The 22859-nt window shown below is 70.2% G+C and carries 18 protein-coding genes; 8 read left to right on the top strand and 10 right to left on the bottom strand.

Annotation, left to right across the window (positions count from 1 at the left end; genetic code table 11):
• The first annotated feature begins 84 nt into the window (after positions 1-84).
• Positions 85-705 (top strand): DUF402 domain-containing protein, encoded by a 621-nt coding sequence (locus tag ACLQ2T_RS19870; protein ID WP_425767843.1) that lies wholly within the window; start codon positions 85-87, stop codon positions 703-705.
• Between the two features lie 86 nt (positions 706-791).
• Here the strand turns inward: ACLQ2T_RS19870 and ACLQ2T_RS19865 are convergent, their stop codons facing one another.
• From ACLQ2T_RS19865 to ACLQ2T_RS19830, 8 genes are all read right to left on the bottom strand, one after another.
• The gene (locus ACLQ2T_RS19865; RefSeq protein WP_425767842.1) at positions 792-1853 is read right to left on the bottom strand and encodes an ABC transporter permease; all 1062 of its coding nucleotides are present in this window, start codon (positions 1851-1853) and stop codon (positions 792-794) included.
• Entirely contained in the window at positions 1850-2743 is an 894-nt protein-coding gene (locus ACLQ2T_RS19860; protein ID WP_425767841.1) for an ABC transporter ATP-binding protein, read from the bottom strand. Before ACLQ2T_RS19860 ends, ACLQ2T_RS19865 begins: the two co-directional genes overlap by 4 nt.
• Before the next feature lie 82 nt (positions 2744-2825).
• Positions 2826-3542, bottom strand: a complete 717-nt coding sequence (locus ACLQ2T_RS19855; RefSeq protein ID WP_425767840.1) for a response regulator — start codon at positions 3540-3542, stop codon at positions 2826-2828.
• Positions 3539-4822: a sensor histidine kinase gene (locus ACLQ2T_RS19850; protein ID WP_425767839.1), complete on the bottom strand. Its 1284-nt coding sequence runs from the start codon at positions 4820-4822 to the stop codon at positions 3539-3541. The genes ACLQ2T_RS19855 and ACLQ2T_RS19850 overlap by 4 nt, the downstream gene beginning before the upstream one ends.
• Positions 4823-4891: 69 nt before the next feature.
• Positions 4892-6892, bottom strand: coding sequence for a M48 family metalloprotease (locus ACLQ2T_RS19845; protein ID WP_425767838.1), 2001 nt, complete (start codon positions 6890-6892; stop codon positions 4892-4894).
• Positions 6892-7467 (bottom strand): LemA family protein, encoded by a 576-nt coding sequence (locus tag ACLQ2T_RS19840; protein ID WP_425767837.1) that lies wholly within the window; start codon positions 7465-7467, stop codon positions 6892-6894. Before ACLQ2T_RS19840 ends, ACLQ2T_RS19845 begins: the two co-directional genes overlap by 1 nt.
• 248 nt (positions 7468-7715) lie before the next feature.
• On the bottom strand, positions 7716-8681 hold the full coding sequence (locus tag ACLQ2T_RS19835) for a permease prefix domain 1-containing protein (protein ID WP_425767836.1): 966 nt from the start codon (positions 8679-8681) through the stop codon (positions 7716-7718).
• Positions 8678-9019: a PadR family transcriptional regulator gene (locus tag ACLQ2T_RS19830; protein ID WP_102658059.1), complete on the bottom strand. Its 342-nt coding sequence runs from the start codon at positions 9017-9019 to the stop codon at positions 8678-8680. The genes ACLQ2T_RS19835 and ACLQ2T_RS19830 overlap by 4 nt, the downstream gene beginning before the upstream one ends.
• A 174-nt stretch (positions 9020-9193) precedes the next feature.
• On the opposite strand from ACLQ2T_RS19830, the gene ACLQ2T_RS19825 reads away from it, so the two are divergent.
• The 4 genes from ACLQ2T_RS19825 (at position 9194) to ACLQ2T_RS19810 (ending at position 16437) form a co-directional block, all read left to right on the top strand.
• Complete coding sequence (locus tag ACLQ2T_RS19825) at positions 9194-9808, top strand: TetR family transcriptional regulator (protein WP_425767835.1); 615 nt, start codon at positions 9194-9196, stop codon at positions 9806-9808.
• Between the two features lie 88 nt (positions 9809-9896).
• Complete coding sequence (locus tag ACLQ2T_RS19820; RefSeq protein ID WP_425767834.1) at positions 9897-11477, top strand: MDR family MFS transporter; 1581 nt, start codon at positions 9897-9899, stop codon at positions 11475-11477.
• Positions 11478-11685: 208 nt separating this feature from the next.
• The gene (gene dnaE / locus ACLQ2T_RS19815; protein ID WP_425767833.1) at positions 11686-15219 is read left to right on the top strand and encodes a DNA polymerase III subunit alpha; all 3534 of its coding nucleotides are present in this window, start codon (positions 11686-11688) and stop codon (positions 15217-15219) included.
• 180 nt (positions 15220-15399) lie between these two features.
• A complete protein-coding gene (locus ACLQ2T_RS19810; protein WP_425767832.1) occupies positions 15400-16437 on the top strand; it encodes an aminotransferase class V-fold PLP-dependent enzyme in 1038 nt (345 codons plus the stop codon).
• 128 nt (positions 16438-16565) lie between these two features.
• Here ACLQ2T_RS19810 and ACLQ2T_RS19805 read toward each other — a convergent pair whose 3' ends face one another.
• Positions 16566-17429: an SPFH domain-containing protein gene (locus tag ACLQ2T_RS19805; protein ID WP_425767831.1), complete on the bottom strand. Its 864-nt coding sequence runs from the start codon at positions 17427-17429 to the stop codon at positions 16566-16568.
• 424 nt (positions 17430-17853) lie between these two features.
• On the opposite strand from ACLQ2T_RS19805, the gene ACLQ2T_RS19800 reads away from it, so the two are divergent.
• The 3 genes from ACLQ2T_RS19800 (at position 17854) to ACLQ2T_RS19790 (ending at position 20923) form a co-directional block, all read left to right on the top strand.
• On the top strand, positions 17854-19416 hold the full coding sequence (locus ACLQ2T_RS19800; RefSeq protein ID WP_425767830.1) for an MFS transporter: 1563 nt from the start codon (positions 17854-17856) through the stop codon (positions 19414-19416).
• Between the two features lie 19 nt (positions 19417-19435).
• Positions 19436-20035: a TetR/AcrR family transcriptional regulator gene (locus ACLQ2T_RS19795; protein WP_425767829.1), complete on the top strand. Its 600-nt coding sequence runs from the start codon at positions 19436-19438 to the stop codon at positions 20033-20035.
• A gap of 174 nt (positions 20036-20209) precedes the next feature.
• Complete coding sequence (locus tag ACLQ2T_RS19790) at positions 20210-20923, top strand: DedA family protein (protein ID WP_425767828.1); 714 nt, start codon at positions 20210-20212, stop codon at positions 20921-20923.
• 22 nt (positions 20924-20945) lie between these two features.
• Here the strand turns inward: ACLQ2T_RS19790 and ACLQ2T_RS19785 are convergent, their stop codons facing one another.
• Positions 20946-22859: a helix-turn-helix domain-containing protein gene (locus ACLQ2T_RS19785; RefSeq protein ID WP_425767851.1), complete on the bottom strand. Its 1914-nt coding sequence runs from the start codon at positions 22857-22859 to the stop codon at positions 20946-20948.

Below are 22859 nucleotides of genomic sequence, written 5' to 3'. Positions count from 1 at the left end.
GCCCGACAATCCCACTACACACGCCGCCTCAACCTCGAACTCCAGCCATGATCCCGAACGGCGGCTGCCGTACTAGGGGGAGTGGTGGCGGTCGAACGGTTCAGACCGGGTGACGTGGTGGTCCGGCGGGAGATCCTGCACGGTGAGGTCTGGTTCGGCTGCCCGACCATCTGCGTCCAGGACAGCCCCGACCTGCTCGCGCTCTACCTGCCACCCGGTACGGAGTTCGGCTTCCCGACCGAGGGCCGCTTCCCGTCCGGCCGGCACCCCTGGCAGGTGGCCGGTCACTACGCCTGGACCGGGCACGGCAAGCTGATGCTGCACCGGCCCGGCGAGGCACACGCGGTGGAGGTCTTCTGGTCCGGCCCGCAGCGCACCTTCGCCGGCTGGTACTTCAACCTCCAGGACCCCTTCCGGCGTACCCCAATCGGGGTGGACACCCTGGACCACGAGCTTGACCTGTGGTGGGCGGCGGACACCGACCGGTACGTATTCAAGGACGTGGAACTGTTCGCCCAGCGGCTGGCCGAGGGGCGCTACCCGGGGATGGCCGAGGCGATCCGGGCCGAGGGTGACCGGATCGCCGCCCTGCTCGACGCGGGCCGACGCTGGTGGGACGAGTCCTGGGCGACCTGGCGGCCCGACCCGGCCTGGCCCGTCCCCCGCCTGCCCGCCAACTGGTCGACCATCCCGTTCCACGGTTGACCGGCAGCGCCGTGTCGGGCGGCAACTTCGCCGAAGTTGCCGCCCGAGGTCCGCCCCGACCGCCGTAGGGGCCGGGGTGCTGCCGGTCAGCTCAGGGTCTCGCGCTCCCGCCAGGCGGTACGGATCGAGGTGCGGCCGTTGGTGCGCAGCAGCGAACCCTCGTACACCCGGGACCCGGCGAGCACGAACCCGAGCGCCGAGACCAGCAGCAGGGCCAGGGAGGCGAACAGCTCCCAGACGGCGGCGTCACCGCTGAACAGCCGCAGCGGCATCGCGGTCGGCGACGAGAACGGCAGGTAGGACAGGACCTGCATGGCGCCGGGGTTGTCGTTGAGGAAGACCACCGCGAAGAACGGCAGCATCACCGCGAGCTGCACCGGCATGGACACGCCGTTGAGGTCCTCCAACCGGTTGACCAGGGCACCGGCCGCCGCCCACATCGAGGCGATCAGCACGAAGCCGAGCAGGAAGAACGGCACGAACCAGCCGATCGCCGGGCCGAGCAGGGAGAGCAACTCGTTGCTGTCGCCGAAGGCCATACCGGCCAACGCGACGACGGCGATCAGGCCGATCTGCCCCAGCGCCAGCAGGGTGCCGGCGAGCATCTTGCCGGCCAGCAGGGCGCGCACCGGCACCGCGGCGACGAGGATCTCCACGATCCGGGTCTGCTTCTCCTCGATGATGCTCTGCGCGATCTGCACGCCGAAGATCTGCGAGGTGATGAAGAAGATGAAGGCGAAGGCGAACGGCACCAGGAAGGCCACCACCGGATCCACCGCGTCCGGGTTCAGCAGCCGCACCGGCGGTGCGCTGCTCAACGCGGACACCACGTCGCTGGGGGCGTCGTTCATGGCCAGCACGACCGGGCCGGCGACCACCGCCGCGTCGGCGTCGCCGTCGCGGACCGCCTGCTCCGCGGCGGCGTCGTCGGCCACCACCCGCACCTCCAACCCCGCCTGGCGCAGCGGGGCGGCAGCCGCCTCGGTCACCGCCACGGTGGACGGCCCACCGGAGAGCAGGGGCGGCAGGATGGTCGCCGCCGCCGCGATGAGCAGGAAGAACAGCGTACTGATCAGGAAGGTGCGGTCGCGCAGCTTGACCCGGATCTCGCGGGCCGCGACCAGCCGGGTGGCCTCGAAGGTGTTCACTTGGTGACCTCTCGGAAGATCTCGGCGAGGGAGGGAGTGACCGGCCGGAACGCGCGCACCGGCCCGCGAGCGAGCGCGGCGTGCAGCACCGTCTGCTCGTCGGTGCCGGGGGCTAGGTCGAAGACGGCGCGGGGGCCGTCCAGGTCGACCAGGCTCACCCCGGCCTGGTCCCGCAGCCAGCCCGCGTCGGCGTCCACCACCAGCTCGAAGCGGTGGGCTGCCGCCGAGTCCCGCAGCTGCTCACGGCTGCCGGCGGCGCGGATCGCACCGTCGGCGATGATCACCAGGTCGTCGCAGAGGCGTTCGACCACGTCGAGCTGGTGGCTGGAGAACAACACCGGTACGCCGGCGGCGGCCCGCTCCCGCAGCACCGCCAGGATGGTGTCCACGGCCATCGGGTCCAGCCCGGAGAAGGGCTCGTCGAGCACCAGCACCTCCGGGTCGTGCACCAGCGCGGCGGCGATCTGGGCGCGCTGCTGGTTGCCCAGCGACAGCGTCTCCAGCAGGTCGTCGCCCCGTTCACCGAGGCCGATCCGGTCCAGCAGCGCGTCGGTGGCACGGCGGGCGGCCTCGGCGGTCAACCCATGCAGCCGGCCCAGGTAGACCACCTGTTCCCGGACACTCATCTTCGGGTAGAGGCCGCGCTCCTCCGGCATGTAGCCGAACCGTCCCCGGATCTGGCGGCTCAGCGGCCTGCCGCCCCAGGTCACCTGCCCCGCGTCGGCGGCCAGCACCCCGAGGATGATCCGCATGGTGGTGGTCTTGCCGGCGCCGTTGCCGCCGACGAAGCCGGTCATCCGACCGGCGGCCACCTCGAAGGACACGTTTCTGAGCACCTGACGGTCGCCGAAGCTGCGGTCGACACCGTCGAGGCGGAGGACTGTGGTCACGGCGTCCACGCTAGATCTTTCATGATCTGCTGCCGTCCGCCCGGGGACGGAGATCACTGCTCATCCTCGCGGCGGAGGCCACTCACCCGCCGGGACGGACCACCCCCTGCTCGTACGCGAAGACCACCGCCTGCACCCGGTCCCGCAGCTCCAGCTTCGCCAGCACCCGGCTGACATGCGACTTGACGGTCGCCTCGCCGAGGTGCAGGGCGCCGGCGATCTCGGCATTGCTGGCACCCCCGGCGACCAGGACCAGAACCTCCCGCTCCCGGGGGGTGAGGTCGGCCAGGGCCGCCCGCGGATCCGGCCCACCGGCGCCCGGCCCGCCGGACCGGGCGAAGGTGGCGATCACCCGGCGGGTGATCTCCGGGGCGAGCAGACCGTCACCCCGGGCCACCACCCGGATCGCCTCGATCAACGCCTCCGGGGTGCCGTTCTTGAGCAGGAAGCCGCTGGCCCCGGCGCGCAGCGCGGCGAACAGGTAATCGTCCCGGTCGAAGGTGGTGAGGATCAACACCGCCGGACCACCCTGGTCCTGCTCGGCACGGATCCGCCGGGTCGCCTCCAACCCGTCCACCTCGGGCATCTCCACGTCCATCAGCACCACGTCCGGGCGCAGCGCCCGGGTCATGCTGACCGCCCGTTGCCCGTCGGCGGCCTCGCCGACCACCTCGATGTCGTCCTCGATCTCCAGGATCACCCGGAAGCCGGTACGCACCAGATGATGGTCGTCGGCCAGCAGCACCCGGATCGGTCGGTCGAGTCCGAACCCCTCGCCGTCGCCCAGTGGGGTGCTCATGCCGACCGTCCCGCCGTGACCGGCAGGGGGAAGCGCACCCGTACCCGCCAGCCACCCCCGGCACGCGGACCGGCCTCCAGCTCACCGCCGTGGGTGGCCACCCGTTCCCGCATCCCGATCAGGCCCAGCCCGTCGGTGTCGGGGGAGCGGCTGACCTGGCCGTCGTCGGTCACCTCGACCTCCACCTCCTGGGCCAGGTAGCGGATCCGCACATCGAGAATCCGTGCTCCGGTGGCGTGCTTCAACACATTGGTGACCGCCTCCTGCACCACCCGGTACGCGGCCTGGGAGACCGACTCGGGAAGCGGGGTCCGGTCACCGTACACCCCCAGGGTGGCGCGTAGCCCGGCCTCGCGAGCCCGGGTGACCACCGCCTCCACCTGGGCGATCCCGACGGCCTGAGCCGTGGTGTCGTCCGGCTCGTTGTCGTTGGCGCGCAGTACCCCGAGCATCCGGCGCAGCTCGTCCACGGCGGTCCGGGCGGACTCCTCGATCGAGGTCAGGGCGGTCCGGGCCTTGGCCGGGTCCCTGTCGAAGACCCGGCGGCAGGCCGCCGCCTGCACCCCCATCACCGACACATGGTGGGCTACCACGTCGTGCAGCTCCCGGGCGATGCGGACCCGTTCGCCGACCACCGCGTGCTCGCGCGCCTCCGCCTGTGAGCGGCGCAGCGCCTCGGCCTGCTCGGCCAGCTCGTGCTGCCGGCGGGCGGCGACCCAGGCGATCTCGCCGGAGAAGTACGCGAAGCCGAAGAACAGGGCGTTGACCAGTACACCGGTGACGATCGCGGCGATCATCGGCGGCACCGGCCCGATCGCGTCGGCGAAGGCGTCCGGGGGCATCCGGTCGAAGTTGATCCCGTAGGAGATCGCCAGCCACAGGAACATGGTGACGATCACGCTGATCCGTACCCGGCGGGACAGCCTTCGGTCGCGCCCCCACGCGCCGAGGGTGAAGATGGCCGCGAACAGGGCCCACTGGGAGAGCTGCCACTCCGGTACGGCCCGCACCTGCGATCCGATGAAGGCGGCGGAGATGAGCAGGGCGGTGGCGGTGGGGTGACGGCGCCGCCAGATCAGCGGCAGGGGCACCGCGACGGTCCAGAGGAGCTGTTCCAGGCCGGAGGGCGGCGGGCCGAGCAGGAAGTACCCGGTGCTGTTGGCCAAGGTCAGGCTGAGCAGAGCCAGGACGGTGGCGGCCAGACCGGCGTAGAGGTCGATCCGCTGCTGCTCGGGGGTGGGTCCGGGTCGCCGCCATCCTTCGGCCTTCTCGCTGGTCACCCGGGCCAGGATGCCAGCCCGACGGCCGCTGTCCCAACCTGGGCCGCATCGGTGTGCTCGACGCCGCGTTCAGCCGATTCCCGCGCCGGCCATCGGGGGCAGGGGGCAGTGCAGCAGGCCGCAGATGGTACGCAGCAGCTCGAACTCGGCCACCGTCATCATCCCGTCGGCACTGATCACCGCCACCACGGCGGCCACCAGCCGTTCCTTGTCCGCCGGGCGGAGCCCGTCCAGCACCGGCCAGGCGGTCTCCAGGGCGAGTACGCCGTTCTCCGGCGGGGCGTACGCCCACGAGGTGCCCGGCAGCAGGGTGTCGATGCCGGCCTGGAAGGCGCGGGCGGCCTCGGCCTGCCCGCCATGCCCCACCTGGGCGAGGGTGGCCAGCAGGAACCCCGCCGCCGAGCGAGCGTCGGTCATGCTCCGCCGGTCGGTGCGCCAGCGGGAGTCCGGCCGCAAAGACTCCTGGATCTCGGCCAGCAACAACCGGGAGAGGCAGTACTCGGACACGTCGATCGCATCGTCGGCGTTCATCAGGGTGAACACGGCCGCCAGGATCGACTCCAGTTCCGGGGCCGGCCGGTCGCGCAGCGCCGGGAAGGTCAACTCGGCCAGCGGCAGTACGAGCATCCGGTGCAGCCCGGTCAGGGCCTGTGCCTGACCGATCGCGGCGTCGGCCAGCTCCCGACCGTGTTGGTGGGCCAGGGCGGCGTACTGGTGCTGCCGGATCTGCGGATCGGCGCTGAGCAGCAGACCGAGCAGCAGGGGTACGGCGGTGTTCCGGTCCCGGGCCCGATCCAGCAGCTCGGCCGGGATCTGGTCCAGCAGGGCTGCGGCGTGCTGGTAGGCGCTCTCGGTGGGCGCGGCCACCCGCCCGATCACCTCGGTCGGCGCGACCCGTACCCGGGTCCCCGCCCCCGGCAAGGCCGCCCCGGACGGGCGTACCTCCCCGGTTGTGGCCTGGCCTGGCGCGGCCTGGTTGGGGGTTCCTTGGCCGGCGGGTCGTGGGGGTGCGGTCGGGGCCAGGCCCAGGGCTACATCCTCCTGCCGACCGGACGGCGGGGCCGCCGCCCACTGCCGGGACAGCCGTTGCAGCTCGGCGGGGTCGAAGGAGGGCTCCAACGCGCGGATCCGGTCGGCCAGCGGCGGGTGGGTGGCGAACCAGGACGCCGCCGCCTCGCCGAAGAGCATGTGCCCCACCTCGTCGCGCTTGGGCGACTTCAGTTCCGAGCCCTCGGAGAGGCCACCGATCTTCTTCAGCGCCCCGGCGATGCCCCGGGTCTGCCGGGTGTACTGCACGGCCGAGGCGTCCGCCAGGTACTCCCGTTGCCGGGACACCGAGGCCTGGATGAGTCGCCCGGCGAGCACCCCGACGTACCCGGCCACCAGCAGGGCCAGCCCCACCAGCAGCAGCGGGTTGGCTCCACCGTTGTTGCCGCGTTGCCGGTTGCCGCCGCTGATCAGCCCGGAACGGGACAGGCCCCGGCCGATCACGGTCAGGAACAGGATGCCGAACAGCAGGCCCATCAGTCGGATGTTGAGCCGCATGTCCCCGTTGACCACGTGCGCGAACTCGTGGGCGATGACCCCTTGGAGCTCGTCGCGGTTGAGTCGCTGCAAGGCCCCTCGGGTCACCGCCACGGCGGCGTCCGAGGGACCCCAACCGGCGGCGAAGGCGTTGATCGCCGTCTCCTCCGGCAGTACGTAGACCTCGGGTACCGGTACCCCGGAGGCCAGCGCCATCTCCTCGACGACGTTGCGCAGCCGACGCAGCTCCGGGTCGGTGGTGTTCGGCGGCACCGGCACCCCGCCCAGCTCACGGGCCACCTTCCCGCCGCCGCCGCGCAGGGCGAGGGTACGCACCAGCGCGGCCAGCCCGATCGCCGCGACGGTCGCCACGGTCACCATGGCCACGAAGCCGGCCAACTGCCCCGGGTCGGCGGCGGTCGCGTTGAAGGCGAAGATCGCCGCGAGGTTCACCACCACCACGATGCCGATCACGGCCAGGACGAACAGCAGCACCAGCCGGGTCGACAGCCGGCGTACCTGGCGCTGCCGTTCGAAGAAGTTCATCAGAAGCTGACCTGCGGGGCCTGCCGCTGCTGCGGGTCGTCCGGCTCGAACAGGGCGGCCGGTCCGAAGGAGAACATCCCCGCGATCAGGCTGGAGGGGAAGACCTCACGCTTGTTGTTGTAGGCCATCACGGCGTCGTTGTAGGCCTGCCGGGCGAAGGCGACCCGGTTCTCCGTCGAGGTCAACTCCTCCGACAGCTGCATCATGTTCTGATTGGCCTTGAGATCCGGGTACGCCTCGGAGAGGGCGAACAGCCGACCCAGAGTGCCGGTCAGGGCGTTCTCCGCCCCGCTGAGCCGCTGCATGGCGGCCGGATCGCCCGGAGCGGCCGCGGCGGCGGCCTGCGCGTCGACGGCGACGTTGCGGGCGGCGATCACCGCCTCCAGGGTCTCCCGCTCATGCTTGAGGTAACCCTTGGCGGTCTCCACCAGGTTGGGGATCAGATCGTGTCGACGGACCAACTGCACGTCGATCTGGGAGAACGCGTTGCGGTACGCGTTGCGGGCCCGGACCAGCCCGTTGTAGATCGAGACCCCGAAGCCGAGCACCGCCACGACGATCAGGACCAGGCACACCAATCCGATTATTACTTCCACGGCACCCCCCTGGTTACGCGTCACACCTGTCGCAGGCCAGCCTACTTTCGCCCCACCACCCCCGCCCCCCACCTCACCCACCCCACCCCCGGCCCTCACCGCGTTGATCATGAGGTTGGCGGCAGTCTGGAGATCGACGACTGCCGTTAACCTCATGATCAACGGGGAGGTCAGGGGGTGGGGTGGGGGTGGGGTGGGGGTGGGGTGGGGGTGGGGGTGGGGGTGGGTTAGCGGGGGGTGGGGGTGGGGGTGGGGGTGGGGCGGCGGGCTTTCAGGGCGCTGTCGACGATGTCCCAGAGGGTGGTGGCGACGATGACCACGATGCTGATCTGGGCGACGGTGTCGATGCCGCCGTCGCGCAGCCAGGCGAAGCGGTCGACGAACTCGGGGTTGAACAGGCGGTCGGTGCTCAGCAGCCAGATCACCGGCACGGCGTACGCCAGGTTGAGGGCGGCGTTGACGGCGACCAGCGGCCAGGTCCATCGGCGGGCCCGGTACTTGGCGACCTCCAGCCCGATGCTGGCGACCAGGACGGCGAGCAGCACCGGCAGCCAGAAGCTCCAGAGTGCGGGGTCGAGGAGCGGCAACCGGTCACCGTCGCCGACCACGGTCTGGAAGTGCTGCCACGGCAGGGCGGCGATGAGCAGGACCAGGAACACGATCGAGGCGCACACGTCGGTGAGGCTGACGTCCCGCTCGACGGGCTCGTCCGGGAGCCGGTCGACACTCCACTGTGGCTGGTTGAGCGGAGTGCCCACCCGCTCCATGATCGCGAAGATCAGGGTCACCCAGAAGGCGATCTGCACCGCTACGTTGAACGCCGCGACGATGCCCTTGCCGATGGCCCCGCCCGCGTTGTCGGAGACGGTGGCCTCCAGCACACCCATCAGTACCCCGATGATGGCCGGGATGGTGCTCAGCAACCCGATCATCAGGCGTTGCCAGGCCAGGTAGTACGTCGGGCCGATGAGTTGCAGTCTTCGGTCGGCGTACCGGGCGGCCAGTTCGGCCGGGTTGCCCAGCTCGGTGAGCACTTCGCGCTCGGCCGTGGTGGCGTCGAGCCCTTCGGCCGTCCGGCCGTCGATCATGTCAGCGATCGAGGCGCGCAGTTCGTCGGCGATCTCCTCGCGACGCGCCGTCGGCACCGAGCGCAGGGTGGCGGCGAGGTACCTGTCGGTCAGGGAGGTCGTCATCGGGGGGCTCCTTCAATCAGGGCGGTCAGAGAGGTCTGCACGGCGGCGAGGTCGGTCAGCAGGCGTTCCAACACCTGCTCACCCGCCTCGCTGGTGCGGTAGAACTTGCGCGGCCGGCTTTCCTCGGTGTTCCACTCGCTGGTCAGCAGCCCCTGCTCTTCGAGCCGGCGCAGCAGCGGGTAGAGGGTGTTGGCGTCCACCGGGAAGCCGTGCCCGGTGAGCCGTTGCAGCAGTGCGTACCCGTAGCCGGGTTGGCGCAGGGCCACCAGGCTGGCCACCACCACCGTTCCCCGGCGTAACTCCTGCAGATGTGTCCGCAACACGTCGTCACTGCCCATGCGTCACACCATACTGTGTGCCACACACTAATGTCCAGCGACCAACAGTGTTCGTACGCCAATAGTGTTCGGCGACCATTGGTCTCCGTCGCCCGACATGGTGTCCGCCAGGGAAATTTGCGTCACACGGTAAAACTTTGCAGTGAATGCACCTTCGGTCGTACGGTTTCTACCGTGCCGGTGGACGAGATGACGACGCTGGGTCGGCGGGACCGCAAGAAGCGGCAGACCCGGGCCGCCCTGGCGGCCGCCGCCCTGCGGCTGGTCGCCGAGCGTGGCCTGGACCAGGTGACGGTCGAGGAGATCAGTGAGGCTGCGGACGTGTCCGCCCGGACCTTCTTCAACTACTTCCCGACCAAGGACGACGCCCTGGTGGGCGACAGCGAGGGTGACCGCGAGCGGGTGCTGCGGGCGCTCGCCGCCGTACCCCCGGAGCAGCCCGCACTGGAGGCGCTGCGCCGCGCCTTCATCGAGGCCGTCGAGGAGGCGCAGGGGGACGCCGAACTGTGGCAGCTGAGACTGCGGGTGGTCACCCAGCATCCCGTGCTGCTGGGCCGCCTGGTCACCGGCAACGCCACCACCGAACGGGTCCTGATCGAGGCGGTTGCCGCGCGTACCGGACTGGCGGCCGATGAGGCGTACCCGGCGCTGGTCGTGGGGGTCGCGGGGGCCGCACTGCGTACCGCGATGATCCGGTGGGCCACCGGCGGTGCCGGCCCCCTGACCGCGTTGCTCGACGAAGCGTTCGCCGCGGTCGCCGCCGGCTTGCCCGACCCCCGCACCGGTTGACCACCGAGGCCACCACCGGCATCCCGACCACCACCACTGGCCCGGCGTACTCGCGCCGAGGCCGTACCACGTGTGAGAAAGAAGTGTCATGAAGACTTCGATCGAGCCGGTCGACGCCGCTGGGGCGACCGACGGCCGGATGTCCCGCCGGGAGATCCTCCAGGCCCTCTCCGGGCTGATGGTGGGGATGTTCGTGGCGATCCTCGCCTCGACCGTGGTGGCGAACGCGCTGCCGCGCATCATCGCCGACCTCAACGGCAGCCAGACGGTCTACACCTGGATCGTCACCAGCGAACTGCTGGCCATGACGGCCACCGTGCCCCTATGGGGCAAGATGGCCGACCTCTACAGCAAGAAGCTGCTGATCCAGCTCTCCCTCGGGCTGTTCGTGCTCGGCTCGTTGATCGCCGGACTCACCCCGAACGTCGAGGTGCTGCTGGTCAGCCGGGTGGTGCAGGGTATCGGCGCCGGTGGCATGACCGCCCTGGCGATGATCGTGATGGCGGCCATGATCCCGCCCCGTGAGCTGGGCCGCTACGCCGGCATCTTCGGCGCGGTGTTCGGGGTCGGCACCATCGCCGGCCCGCTGATCGGTGGCGTCCTGGTGGACACCTCCTGGCTGGGCTGGCGCTGGTGCTTCCTGATCGGGGTGCCGTTCAGCATCATCTCCATCGTCCTGCTCCAGCGCACCCTGCACCTGCCGGTCATCCGCCGCAAGGCCCGCATCGACTGGGCCGGCGCGGCGCTGATCACCGCCGGCGTCTGCACCCTGCTGATCTGGTCCTCGCTGGCCGGACACAAGTTCGCCTGGGCCTCCGGCTGGACCGCCCTGATGGTCGTCGGTGGGGTGCTGCTGCTGGTGGCGGCCGTCTGGGTCGAGTCCCGGGCGTCCGAGCCGATCATTCCGCTGGAGATCTTCCGCAGCCGTACGGTCACCCTGACCACCGTCGCCAGCATGCTGGTCGGTGTCGCCCTGTTCGGCGGGACGGTCTTCCTGTCCCAGTACTTCCAGACCTCCCTGGGCAAGTCGCCGACCATCGCCGGCCTGATGAGCCTGCCGATGATCCTCGGTCTGCTGGTCTCCTCCACGATCGCCGGCCAGCTCATCACGAAGTACGGCCGGTGGAAGGCGTACCTGGTGGCCGGGGCCGCCACCATGGCCGCCGCGATGCTGCTGCTGTCGACCATCGACATCGACACCCCCCTGCCGCTGCTGTTCAGCTACATGGCGCTGCTCGGCATCGGGGTCGGCATGCTGATGCAGAACCTGGTGCTGGCGGCCCAGAACGACGTACCCGCCCACGAGTTGGGTGCGGCCACCTCGGTGCTCACCTTCTTCCGCAGCATGGGCGGCGCGATCGGGGTCAGCGCCCTCGGGGCGGTGCTGGCCAACCGGGTGACCGGCCTGATGACCGAGCAGCTCGGACCGGCCGCCGGTGCGACCGGCGGCGGCACCACCGAGGTACCGGACCTGTCCACCCTGCCGGAGCCGGTGCTGGTGATCGTGCAGAACGCGTACGCCACCGCCACCTCGGAGCTGTTCCTGATCGGCGCGCCGATCGCCTTCCTGGCCCTGCTGGCGGTGCTGTTCATCCGGGAGAAGCCGCTGCACACTCTCAGCGGCGACGAGCGGGCCCGCCAGGAGGCCAACCTCCCCCTCACACACTGACCCCACCCCACCCCACCCACTCCTTCGCGATCTTGCAGTTTTGGTCGCCAAATTGCGGCTCCTGTCCGGTTATGCGGCGACCAGAACTGCAAGATCGGCGGGGAGGGGGTGGTCTGGGGTACGACTGCCGCGCGCCGCGTGAGAGGCCCTCCGGTGGCGGGATAGGGTGGGCCGGCCGACTCGATCATCCGACCCGGAGGGCCTTCGCATGAGCGATTCGTTCGCGCATCTGCACGTGCACACGGAGTACTCGATGCTCGACGGGGCGGCCCGGCTCAAGGACCTGTTCGCCGAGGTCAAGCGGCAGGGGATGCCGGCGGTCGCGATGACCGACCACGGCAACATGCACGGCGCGAACGACTTCTACAAGCAGGCCATGGCCGCCGGGGTGACGCCGATCCTGGGCGTGGAGGCGTACGTGGCGCCGGAGTCGCGCTTCCACAAGCAGCGGGTCAAGTGGGGCCGCCCGGAACAGAAGAGCGACGACGTATCCGGTAACGGCGCGATCACCCACATGACCATGTGGGCGAAGAACAAGAACGGCCTGCACAACCTCTTCAAGCTGAACTCGCGCGCCTCCATGGAGGGCCACTACATCAAGTGGCCGCGGATGGACATGGAGTTGATCGCCGAGTACGCCGAGGGGATCATGGCGACCACCGGTTGCCCGTCCGGCGCGGTGCAGACCCGCATCCGGCTCGGTCAGATGGACGAGGCGCTCAAGGTCGCCGGGGCGTACCAGGACATCTTCGGCAAGGAGAACTACTTCCTGGAGTTGATGGACCACGGCCTGGACATCGAGAAGCGGGTCCGGGACGGGCTCATCGAGATCGGTCGCAAGCTCAACATCCCGCCGGTGGTCACCAACGACTCGCACTACACCCGCGAGGAGCAGGCCGAGGCGCACGACGTGCTGCTCTGCGTGCAGACGGCCAGCAACATCAACGACCCCAATCGGTTCCGCCTGGAGGGCGGCGGCTACTACATCAAGTCGGCCGACCAGATGCGGGACGTCAACTCCTCGGAACTCTGGCTGGAGGGTTGCCGCAACACGCTGCTGGTGGCCGAGAAGGTCGACCCGGCGGGGATGTTCGAGTTCCACAACCTGATGCCGCGTTTCCCGGTGCCCGATGGCGAGACCGAGGAGTCGTGGTTCCGCAAGGAGACCTTCGCCGGGTTGGCCCGCCGCTTCCCGAACGGCATCCCCGAGGGGCACGTGGTACAGGCCGAGTACGAACTCGGCGTCATCATCCAGATGGGTTTCCCGTCCTACTTCCTCGTGGTCGCCGACTTCATCCAGTGGGCCAAGAACCAGGGCATCGCCGTCGGTCCGGGCCGTGGCTCCGCGGCCGGTTCCCTGGTCGCGTACGCCCTGGGCATCACGGACCTGGACCCGATCCCACACGGGCTGATCTTCGAGCGGTTCCTGAACCCCGAGCGGGTCTCCATGCCGGATGTCGACATCGACTTCGACGAGCGTCGGCGCGGCGAGGTGATCAAGTACGTCACCGACAAGTGGGGTGAGGACAAGGTCGCCCAGATCGCCACCTTCGGCACCATCAAGGCCAAGGCCGCGATCAAGGACTCGGCCCGGGTGCTCGGCTACCCGTACGCGGTCGGGGACCGGATCACCAAGGCCATGCCCCCGGCGGTGATGGGCAAGGACATCCCCCTGGAAGGGATCTTCGACCCGAAGCATCCGCGCTACGCCGAGGCCGGCGAGATCCGCGGCATGTACGAGTCGGAGGCCGACGTCAAGAAGGTCATCGACACCGCGCGGGGCATCGAGGGGCTGATCCGGCAGACCGGTGTGCACGCCGCCGGCGTCATCATGTCCGCCGAGCCGATCATCGATCACATCCCGCTGATGCGCCGGGACTCCGACGGGGTGATCATCACCCAGTTCGACTACCCGACCTGCGAGTCGCTCGGGCTGTTGAAGATGGACTTCCTCGGCCTGCGCAACCTGACCATCATCGATGACGCGGTGAAGAACATCCAGCTCAACCACGGCAAGGAGCTGGACCTGCTGGGCCTGCCGCTGGACGACAAGCCCGCCTACGAGCTGCTGGCCCGAGGCGACACCCTGGGCGTGTTCCAGCTCGACGGCGGGCCGATGCGCTCCCTGCTGCGGATGATGAAGCCGGACAACTTCGAGGACATCTCCGCCGTCCTCGCGCTGTACCGGCCCGGCCCGATGGGCGTGGACTCGCACACCAACTACGCGCTGCGCAAGAACGGCCTCCAGGAGATCACCCCGATCCACCCGGAGCTGGAGGAGCCGCTGCGGGAGATCCTCGCCCCCACCTACGGCCTGATCGTCTACCAGGAGCAGGTGCAGCGCGCCGCGCAGATCCTCGCCGGCTACACCCTGGGGCAGGCCGACCTGCTGCGCCGGGCGATGGGTAAGAAGAAGAAGGAGATCCTGGACAAGGAGTTCATCCCGTTCCGGGACGGCTGCCGCGAACGCGGCTACTCCGACGACGCCATCCAGAAGGTCTGGGACGTCCTGGTCCCATTCGCCGGGTACGCCTTCAACAAGGCGCACTCCGCCGCGTACGGGCTGGTGTCGTACTGGACGGCGTACCTGAAGGCGCACTACCCGGCCGAGTACATGGCGGCGCTGCTCACCTCCGTCGGCGACGACAAGGACAAGATGGCGCTGTACCTGTCGGAGTGCCGCCGGATGGGCATCCAGGTGCTGCCACCGGACGTGAACACCTCCGCCGGGCCCTTCACCCCGGTCGGTACGGAGATCCGGTTCGGCCTGGGCGCGATCCGCAACGTCGGCGCGAACGTGGTCACCTCGATCATGCGCTGCCGGGAGGAGAAGGGCGAGTACGCCGACTTCTACGACTTCCTGTCCAAGGTGGACGCGGTGGTCTGCAACAAGAAGACAATCGAATCGCTGATCAAGGCCGGCGCGTTCGACTCGATGGGGCACTCGCGCAAGGGCCTGCTCACCGTGCACGCCGACGCCATCGACGCGTACGCCGACGTCAAGCGCAAGGAGGCCGTCGGTCAGTACGACCTGTTCGGGGCGGGCTTCGGTGAGGCCGAGGTGGCCACCAACACCACTGTCATGCCGACCATCGGCGACGGGGAGTGGGACAAGCGCGACAAGCTGGCCTTCGAGCGCGAGATGCTCGGCCTGTACGTCTCCGACCACCCGCTGTTCGGCCTGGAGCACATCCTCGGCTCGGCGGCCGACTGCACCATCTCCACCCTGTCCGAGGAGGGCACCGTGCCTGACGGGGCGGTGGTCACCCTCGCCGGAATCCTCTCCGGGGTGCAGCGGCGGGTCACCAAGCAGGGCCGGGCGTGGGCCTCGGCCACCCTGGAGGACCTCGCCGGTGGGGTGGAGACCCTGTTCTTCCCGAACACCTACGAGGTGATCGGGCAGTACATCGCCGAGGACGCCATCGTGGTGGTCAAGGGCCGGGTGGACCGACGCGACGACATCCCCCGCATCATGGCGATGGACATGTCCCTGCCCGACGTCAGCGCCAGCGCCACCAACAAGCCGGTCACCCTCACCATCCCGGTGACCCGCTGCACCCCACCCCTGGTGGAACGGCTCAAGGAGACCCTGGTGCTGCACCCCGGCGACGCCGAGGTGCACGTCAAGCTGCTCAACGGCAGCCGGACCACCCTGCTGCGGCTGGGGCCGGTCCGGGTGGCGGCGACCACCGCCCTGATGGCCGACCTCAAGAGTGTCCTGGGCCCAGCCAACGTCAGCTGACCCCGCCCCGGCGACGGGCCGGGGTGTGGCTGGCGCCGTTTCGGCGGAATGGCGGTGACAGACCGGTCGGGACCCCGCCACACCGCCGAAACGGTGTCGATCTTCGCCCGAAGGTTGAGGGCCAAAGGGTGCGGATTGGCGCTGCGCACCTGTCGGCACCGGCGACTAGCGTCGGTCTGCGTGGAGCTTGAGCAGGCACAGAAGCTGTGGCAACCGCGACCCGGATGGCTGAACACCGCCAGCTACGGGCTACCGCCCGACCCGGCCTGGGACGCGGTGCAGCAGGCCCTGACCGACTGGCGTCGCGGGACCGGATCCTGGGAGGACTGGAGCACGGCGACGGACCGGTCGCGGGCGGCCTTCGCCCGCCTGACCGGGGTACCGGTGGCCGACGTCGCCGTCGGCGTCACCGTCTCGCAGTTGCTGGCACCGATCGCCGCCGCACTGCCCCCCGGTGCCCGGGTGGTCGTGCCCGAGGTGGAGTTCACCTCCAACCTGTTCCCCTGGCTGGTGCAACAGGACCGGGGGGTCGAGGTACGCACGGTGCCGCTGGCCGAGTTGGCCACCTCGATCGACGCCGGCACCGACCTGGTGGCGTTCAGCCTGGTGCAGTCCGCCGACGGCATGATCGCCGCGTACGACGACATCGTCGCGGCGGCCCGGGCGCACGGTGCGCTCGTCGCGGTCGACGCCACCCAGGCCTGCGGCTGGCTGCCCTTCGAGGCGGCCCGGGCCGACGCGGTGGTGGCCGGCGGGTACAAGTGGCTGATGGGTCCGCGCGGGACCGCTTTCGCCTACCTGGCGCCGCAGTTGCGGGACCGGCTGCGCCCGGACGCCGCCGGCTGGTTCGCCGGCCGTGATCCCCACGGCTCCTACTACGGTCCGCCGCTGCGGCTGGCCGACGACGCCCGCCGGTTCGACATCTCGCCGGCCTGGTTCAGCTGGGTCGGCGCGGCCCCGACACTGGAGCTGCTGCTGGAGATCGGGGTGGCGGCGGTGCACGCGCACGACGTGGCGTTGGCCAACCGGTTCCTCGCCGGGCTGGGACAGCCGCCGGGGGACAGTGCGATCGTCACCGTGCAGGTCGCCGACGCACAGGAGAAGCTCGAACGGGCCGGTGTCCGGGCGGCGGTACGCGCCGGCAACGTCCGCGCCTCCTTCCACCTGTACTCGACCCAGCAGGACGTCGACCTGGCCCTGGAGGCCCTGACCAGCTGATCACACGCCCCTCGCCGGACCGCCAGCTCGGTACGGTCACCGTCCGGTCCGGTGGCCGCCCGCTTCGCCGGTCACCGTCCGGTTCGGTCACCGTCCGGTTCGGTCACCGTCCGGCGAGGGGCGTCGGGTCACCTCGCGGTGCCGGTGACGATGCCCGGGTTGATGCACAGCCCCGGGGAACTGCCGTTCTTCTCGGCGATCTCCAGGCAGCGGGTCACCTTGTCCACCTTGGCGTTGGTCTCGGTGATCTCCTTCTGGATCTCGGCGTTGCGGCGGTCCTGTTCGAGATTGCGGGTCTGGGCGAGCTTGTCCTGGAAGGCCTTGATGTTGCCCTCGGTCTTCTCGTCGTGGTTGACCCGGGTGATGGTCACCGACAGGATGTCGACGTCGCTGCCCAACCGGGTCTCGGCGCTGGACTTGATGCTCTCGGCGAAGGGCTTGAGGTCGACGTTCAGGTTGCCGGTCTTCGCGTCGATGCGCTCCAGCGGGTTGTAGGAGGCGAAGGCGTCGTTGACCGCACTGTCGAGTTGCACACCGACCCGCTGCCCCCGGAAGCTGCCGAAGTCGCCCTTGTAGTCCATGAACTGCTGCGGGGCGTTCTCCGGCTTGACCTGCCACTCGATCAGCACCTCGACGCAGGCGTCGGCGAGGGTGCCGGTACGCACCCGCACACAGGCGTCGTTGCCGATGTGGTCGTACTTCTGTCGGCCCGCGTCCCATTCGCCGACCCGCTGCCACGGCGCGACCCACTTCAGGCCGGAGCCGGTGACCTCACCGGTCGGCTTGCCGAAGCTGGTGACGATCCCGACCGAACGGATCGGTACCGAGTGGGCGCTCGACGTGACGGTGAGCAGGAGCGTCACGGCCAGTGCGGAGATCGCCGCCAGGGCACCGATCTGTCGCACGCTGCGGTGGCCGCCGAGCAGAGCGACGGCGACGGCGATGGCCGCGATGACCGCCGTGGCGATCGAGAGAATGAAGCCGATTGGCATGGGTGTGGACCTTCCGGGGCGAATTGCTGAGTGGATCATCAACCTACCCACCCTGATCAACCCCTCCGCCCACCCGCCAGCCGAGGAGGGCCTACGCGGCGGACGTACAGTGCACCGCCGCGGCGCCGAGGTGGGCCGGTCCGCTGCGTGATCGGCGAACCGAGGCGCAAGGTCGACCAGCCTGGCGGCTTCGGGTGCGTCTGTTGTCGCTGGGGCCGCGACAAGTGCACCCGAAGCTCACGCCCGCCCGTCTGTGACGCGTCAACGCCCACGACGGGAGCGCTGGCGGCGGCGCAGCGGAGACATCAAGCAAGCAGAGTGACGGCGGTCACATCAGATACGAAACGGTTCAGTATCGATACTGGTGACCCTAGGCTCGGATTCGATTACGGACGCGGTCGTATCGAAAACCGGGGGTGCGGGGATGCCGTCTGTTGCCGACACCGGGCATCCGAGGAGATGGGCGATCCTCGGGGTGCTGGTGGTCAGTCTGCTCGTGGTCGTCCTGGACACCACGATCCTCAATGTCGCCCTGCGGACCATCGCCGATCCGGTACACGGTCTCGGGGCCAGCCACGGCGAGTTGGAATGGTCGATCAACTCCTACACCCTGGTCTTCGCCGGACTGCTGTTCACCTTCGGGGTGCTCGGCGACCGCGCCGGTCGGCGTCGCATGTTGCTCATCGGCCTGGTGCTGTTCGGCCTGGCGTCGTTGTGCTCGGCGTACGCGCAGAATCCCGCGCAGTTGATCGCGGCCCGGGCGTTGATGGGGGCCGGTGGCGCGGCCGTCATGCCGGCCACCTTGTCGATCATCTCCAATGTCTTCGACCCACGGGAGCGGGCGCGGGCCATCGGCATCTGGGCCGGCGCGGTCGGGTTGGCGATGGCGATCGGCCCGATCCTCGGCGGCCTGCTGCTGGAGCACTTCTGGTGGGGTTCGGTCTTCCTGATCAACGTGCCGGTCATCGGGCTCGGCATAGTCCTGGTGGCGCTGCTGGTACCCGAGTCCCGGGATCCGAACCCGGGCCGGATCGACGTGCTCGGAGTAGTGCTCTCGGTGGTCGGTCTGGTCACCCTGACCTACGGCATCATCGACGGCGGTGAGCACGGGTTCGGTCGGCCGGTGGTCTGGGCCGCCATCGTGGCCGGGATCGGAGTGCTGGCCTGGTTCGTCGCCTACGAACGGCGCAGCAGCCACCCCTCACTGGACGTCCGGCTGTTCCGGGAGCCGCGCTTCGCCGTACCGGTGGCGCTGATCGGGCTGGTCTTCTTCGCGGCCATGGGGGTGATGTTCTTCAGCTCGTTCTACCTGCAACTGGTGCGGGGCTACAGTCCGTTGCAGACCGGCCTGATCTTCCTGCCGTTCGCGGTCGCCCAACTCGTCTTCGCCCCGCTCAGCGCCACGATGGTGCGTCGGTACGGCCCCCGGGCGGTGTCGGTGGTGGGGCTGCTGCTGGCCGCCGTGTCGCTGGCCGCCTTCGCCTTCATCGACGCGGTGACCCCCATCTGGGTGGTGCTCGTGTTCTTCTTCATCCAGGGGGCCGGGATGGCCAACATCATGCCCCCGGCCACCGAGTCGATCATGTCCTCGTTGCCCAGGGAGAAGGCCGGTGTCGGTTCCGCGGTCAGCAACACCATCCGGCAGACGGCCGCCGCGCTGGGGGTGGCGGTGCTCGGCTCGGTGCTGGCCGCGGGCTATCGCAACGGCATCGCGCCGACGCTGGAGGAGTTGCCGCCGGGGGCACGCGAGTCGGCCGGGGAGTCGATCGCCGGGGCGTACGCCGTCGCCGGTCAGCTCGGGCCGGCGGCGCCGCAGCTGATCACGGCGGCCAACGACGCCTTCGTCTCGGCGATGCATGTCTCCGCGGCGCTGGCCGCCGTGATCACGGTCGGCGGCGCCCTGGTGGCGCTGCGCTGGATGCCGGCCCGGCCCGGGGCAGCCGTACCGGACACGGTCGGTGAACCCGAGTTGGCTGGTACGGCGTAGCGTCGGGAACAATGCGGGCATGACTAGCACGGCAGACGCTCCGCGGCCGCCCGGCCGGCCGCGCAGCGTCCGCGCGGCCGAAGCGATCATCGAGGCCACCCTCGACCTCCTGGCGGAGGGCAGCACGATCGAGGCGATCTCGGTGGAGGCCATCGCCGCTCGGGCCGGGGTCGGCAAGGCCACCATCTACCGTCGCTGGTCGGGCAAGGAGGCCCTGCTGCACGACGCCCTGCGTACCCTCAAGGGCGACCAGCCGCAGCCGGCCGGTCGGTCCGTCCGGGAGGATCTGATCACCCTGGTCGGGGCGGTCGGGCAGAATGTCGACCCGCGGGCGGCGAAGATCATGCCCTGTCTGGTGCCCGAGGTGAAACGCAACCCCGAGCGGTACGCGCTCTACCAGAGCATCGTCGAGCCCCGCCGGGCGGTGATGCGCGAGGTGCTGCGACGGGGCATCCGCGACGGGGAACTGCGGGCCGACCTGGACATCGAGGTGACCCTGGCCATGATCACGGGTCCGATGCTCATCCAGCGGGTGATGAACTGGAACCCCGAACTCGACGAGTCGACCCTTGCCGCGAAGGTCGTCGACCAGGTGCTGGCGGGCATCCGGGCCCGCTGAGAGCGCCGCGACGCGCCGGGGCGAAGTGCGCGACCGGGGGTGACCAGGACGGACGATCCGGTGCGGGGCGAGATATCGGCATGCGTCGGTGTCGGGGCCACGGGCAGCCGGTAGGGGCCTAGACTACGGGCGTCCCACAGTCATCGGGATCGTTCCCAGCCATCGGAGGTCTTCGTGCTGTCACCCGTCACCAACCTGGCCCTTGGGCCGGACTGGCTGGACCCGGAGTGGCTGATCTCGACCTTCGGGCTGATCGGCATCCTGGTGATCGTCTTCGCCGAGTCCGGGCTGCTGATCGGCTTCTTCCTGCCGGGTGACTCGCTGCTGTTCACCACCGGGTTGCTGGTGGCCGACGGGCAGTACCTCAAATATCCGCTGTGGCTGGTGTGTCTGCTCATCACCATCGCCGCGATCGCCGGTGACCAGGTCGGCTACCTGTTCGGCCGCAAGGTCGGCCCGGCCCTGTTCCGGCGGCCTAACTCACGCCTGTTCAAACAGGAGAACCTGCTCAAGGCGCACGAGTTCTTCGAGAAGTACGGCGCCCGGTCGATCGTGCTGGCCCGGTTCGTGCCGATCGTGCGGACCTTCACCCCGATCGTGGCCGGGGTCAGCCGGATGAACTACCGCACCTTCGTCATCTACAACGTCGTCGGCGGCATCCTCTGGGGCACCGGCGTGACCGTGCTGGGCTACTTCCTCGGGCAGATCCCGTTCGTCAAGGCCAACATCGAGTTCATCCTGATCGGCATCGTGGGGCTCTCCGTCCTGCCGATCGCGGTGGAGCTGCTGCGGGCCTGGCTGTCCGCCCGGCGGGGCGTCACCCCCGAGGAGCGGGCCGCCGCCGAGGAGGCGATCCGGGAGACCCGGCAGCACTACGGCAAGCACTGACCGCAGGCAAGGGTCGGTCGGCTCAGCCGGTACGCAGCCGGTGCAGCCGCAGGGCCAGCTGCACCTCCAGGGCCCGTTCGGGTTTCTGCCAGTCCGCGCCGAGCAACTGCCCGACCCGCTCCAACCGCTGGGTCACCGTGTTGACGTGCACATGCAGCACCTCGGCGGCCCGGGCCAGGCTGCCACCGACCCCGAAGTAGGACTCCAGGGTGCGTACCAGGGCGGTGCCCCGCCGGGCGTCGTAGTCCACCACCGGGCCGATGGTGGTGGCGAGAAACCGGCTGACCTCGGCGTCGCCGCCGCCGGAGGCCGTGCCCAGCAGCAGGCCGACGAAGCCAAGCTCGGCGGTGCTCGCACCCTGCCCGGCCCGGCCCAGGGCGCCCAGCGCGGCCAGGCAACGGTCGGCTTCCCGGAAGGCCGTGGCCAGCGAGGTGGGGCCGGTCACCGGGCCGCTGGCCCCGGCGGTCACCGGTCGTGCGGTGATCCGGGACAGATCCCGCGACACCGCCCGGGCGCTGCCGCCGGCATCCTGTCCGGGCAGCATCAGCACCACCCGCCCGTCCCGCGCCGCGGCCAGTCCACCCCGGGTCGAGGCGTACGTGGTGGCCCAGGAGAGCACCCGCTGTCGGGCCGATCCGGTGGCGGCGATGGCGTCGTCGTCGACGGCCACCAGCACGTGCGGGGCGTCCAGGTCGACGCCGAGGCGGCGGGCCCGGCCCCGCAGCGCCTCGATGTCCCGCAGGGGCCGGGCGATCAGGTCGTCGAGCAGCTCACCCCGGACCCGACCCTCGGCCTCGGCCACGGTACGCCGGAACAGCAGCAGCAAGGCGGTCACCAGCGCGGCCCGTTCCAGGATGCGCTGGTCGGCGTCGGCCAGTTCCCCCTCGGGGTGCAACACCAGGGCGCCCAGGTTCTCCGCCCCGGCCACCACGGCCGCGTACCACAGCTGGCCTCGGCGTACGCTGCGTCCCTCGGTCCGGGAGGCCGCCACCGCCTCCACGATGTCCGCCCGGTCCGGCTCGTCGAGTTCACCGACCCGGGCCAGCAGCCGACCCTCGGTGTCCAGCGCCAGCAGGGCCCCGCCCAGCACCTCGGTGACCGCTGCGGTGACGTCCTCCACCCCACCCCCGCGCAGCACCAGGGCGGTCATCCGGTCGTGGGCGGCGGCGGCCCGCTCCACCGAGGCGCTGTGCGCCCGGATGGTGGTGTTGGCCGAGGACAGTTCCGCCAGCGCGGCCCGGGTCTCGGCCAGCAGCCGGGCGGTGTCGATCGCCACCGCGGCGTGCGCGGCCAGGGAGAGCAGCAGTGCCACCTCCTCCCGGGCGAAGGGTCGGGCCGACCGGTTCGCCGCGTAGAGCACCCCGATGCTGGTGGAGCCGAGCCGCAGCGGCACCCCGAGGATGGCGACCAGTCCCTCCTCACCCACCCCGGCGTCGATCTCCCGGGTGTGGTGGAAGCGCTCGTCCTGGGGATAGTTCGCGGTGACGTACGGGGCGCCCGACTGGGCCACCAGCCCGCCCAGCCCGGCACCCATCGGCAGCCGCAGCCGCTGGAACCGGGCGGACACCGAGCCGTCGGTGACCCGCATGTAGGTGTCGCCGCGTTCGGCGTCGTTGAGGGTCATGTAGGCGACGTCGGCACCGAGCAGGTGCCGGGCCCGGTGCACGATGGCCCGCAGCACCTCGTCGAGGTCACGCAGCCCGGCCAGGTCGCTGACGGTGTCGTACAGGCTGAGCAGTTCGCTCTCCCGGCGGCGGCGGCGCTCCAGCAGCGCGCGGACCCGCAGCGCCACCGTCTTGGCCTGCTCCAACTCGGCGATCCGGTCGGCCGGCAGCCCGGCGGAGCGGGCGGCCACCAGCGGCCCCTCGAACTCGACCGGGGCGGCTTCCCGGGCCAGTAGTTCCAGGAACTCCAGCGGCGAGGACATGACCGACAT

Origin of the sequence: Micromonospora sp. DT229 (genome assembly GCF_049844505.1) — a bacterium.
In the GTDB taxonomy this organism is placed as follows: domain Bacteria; phylum Actinomycetota; class Actinomycetes; order Mycobacteriales; family Micromonosporaceae; genus Micromonospora.
This window is presented reverse-complemented; position numbering and strand designations above follow the sequence as displayed.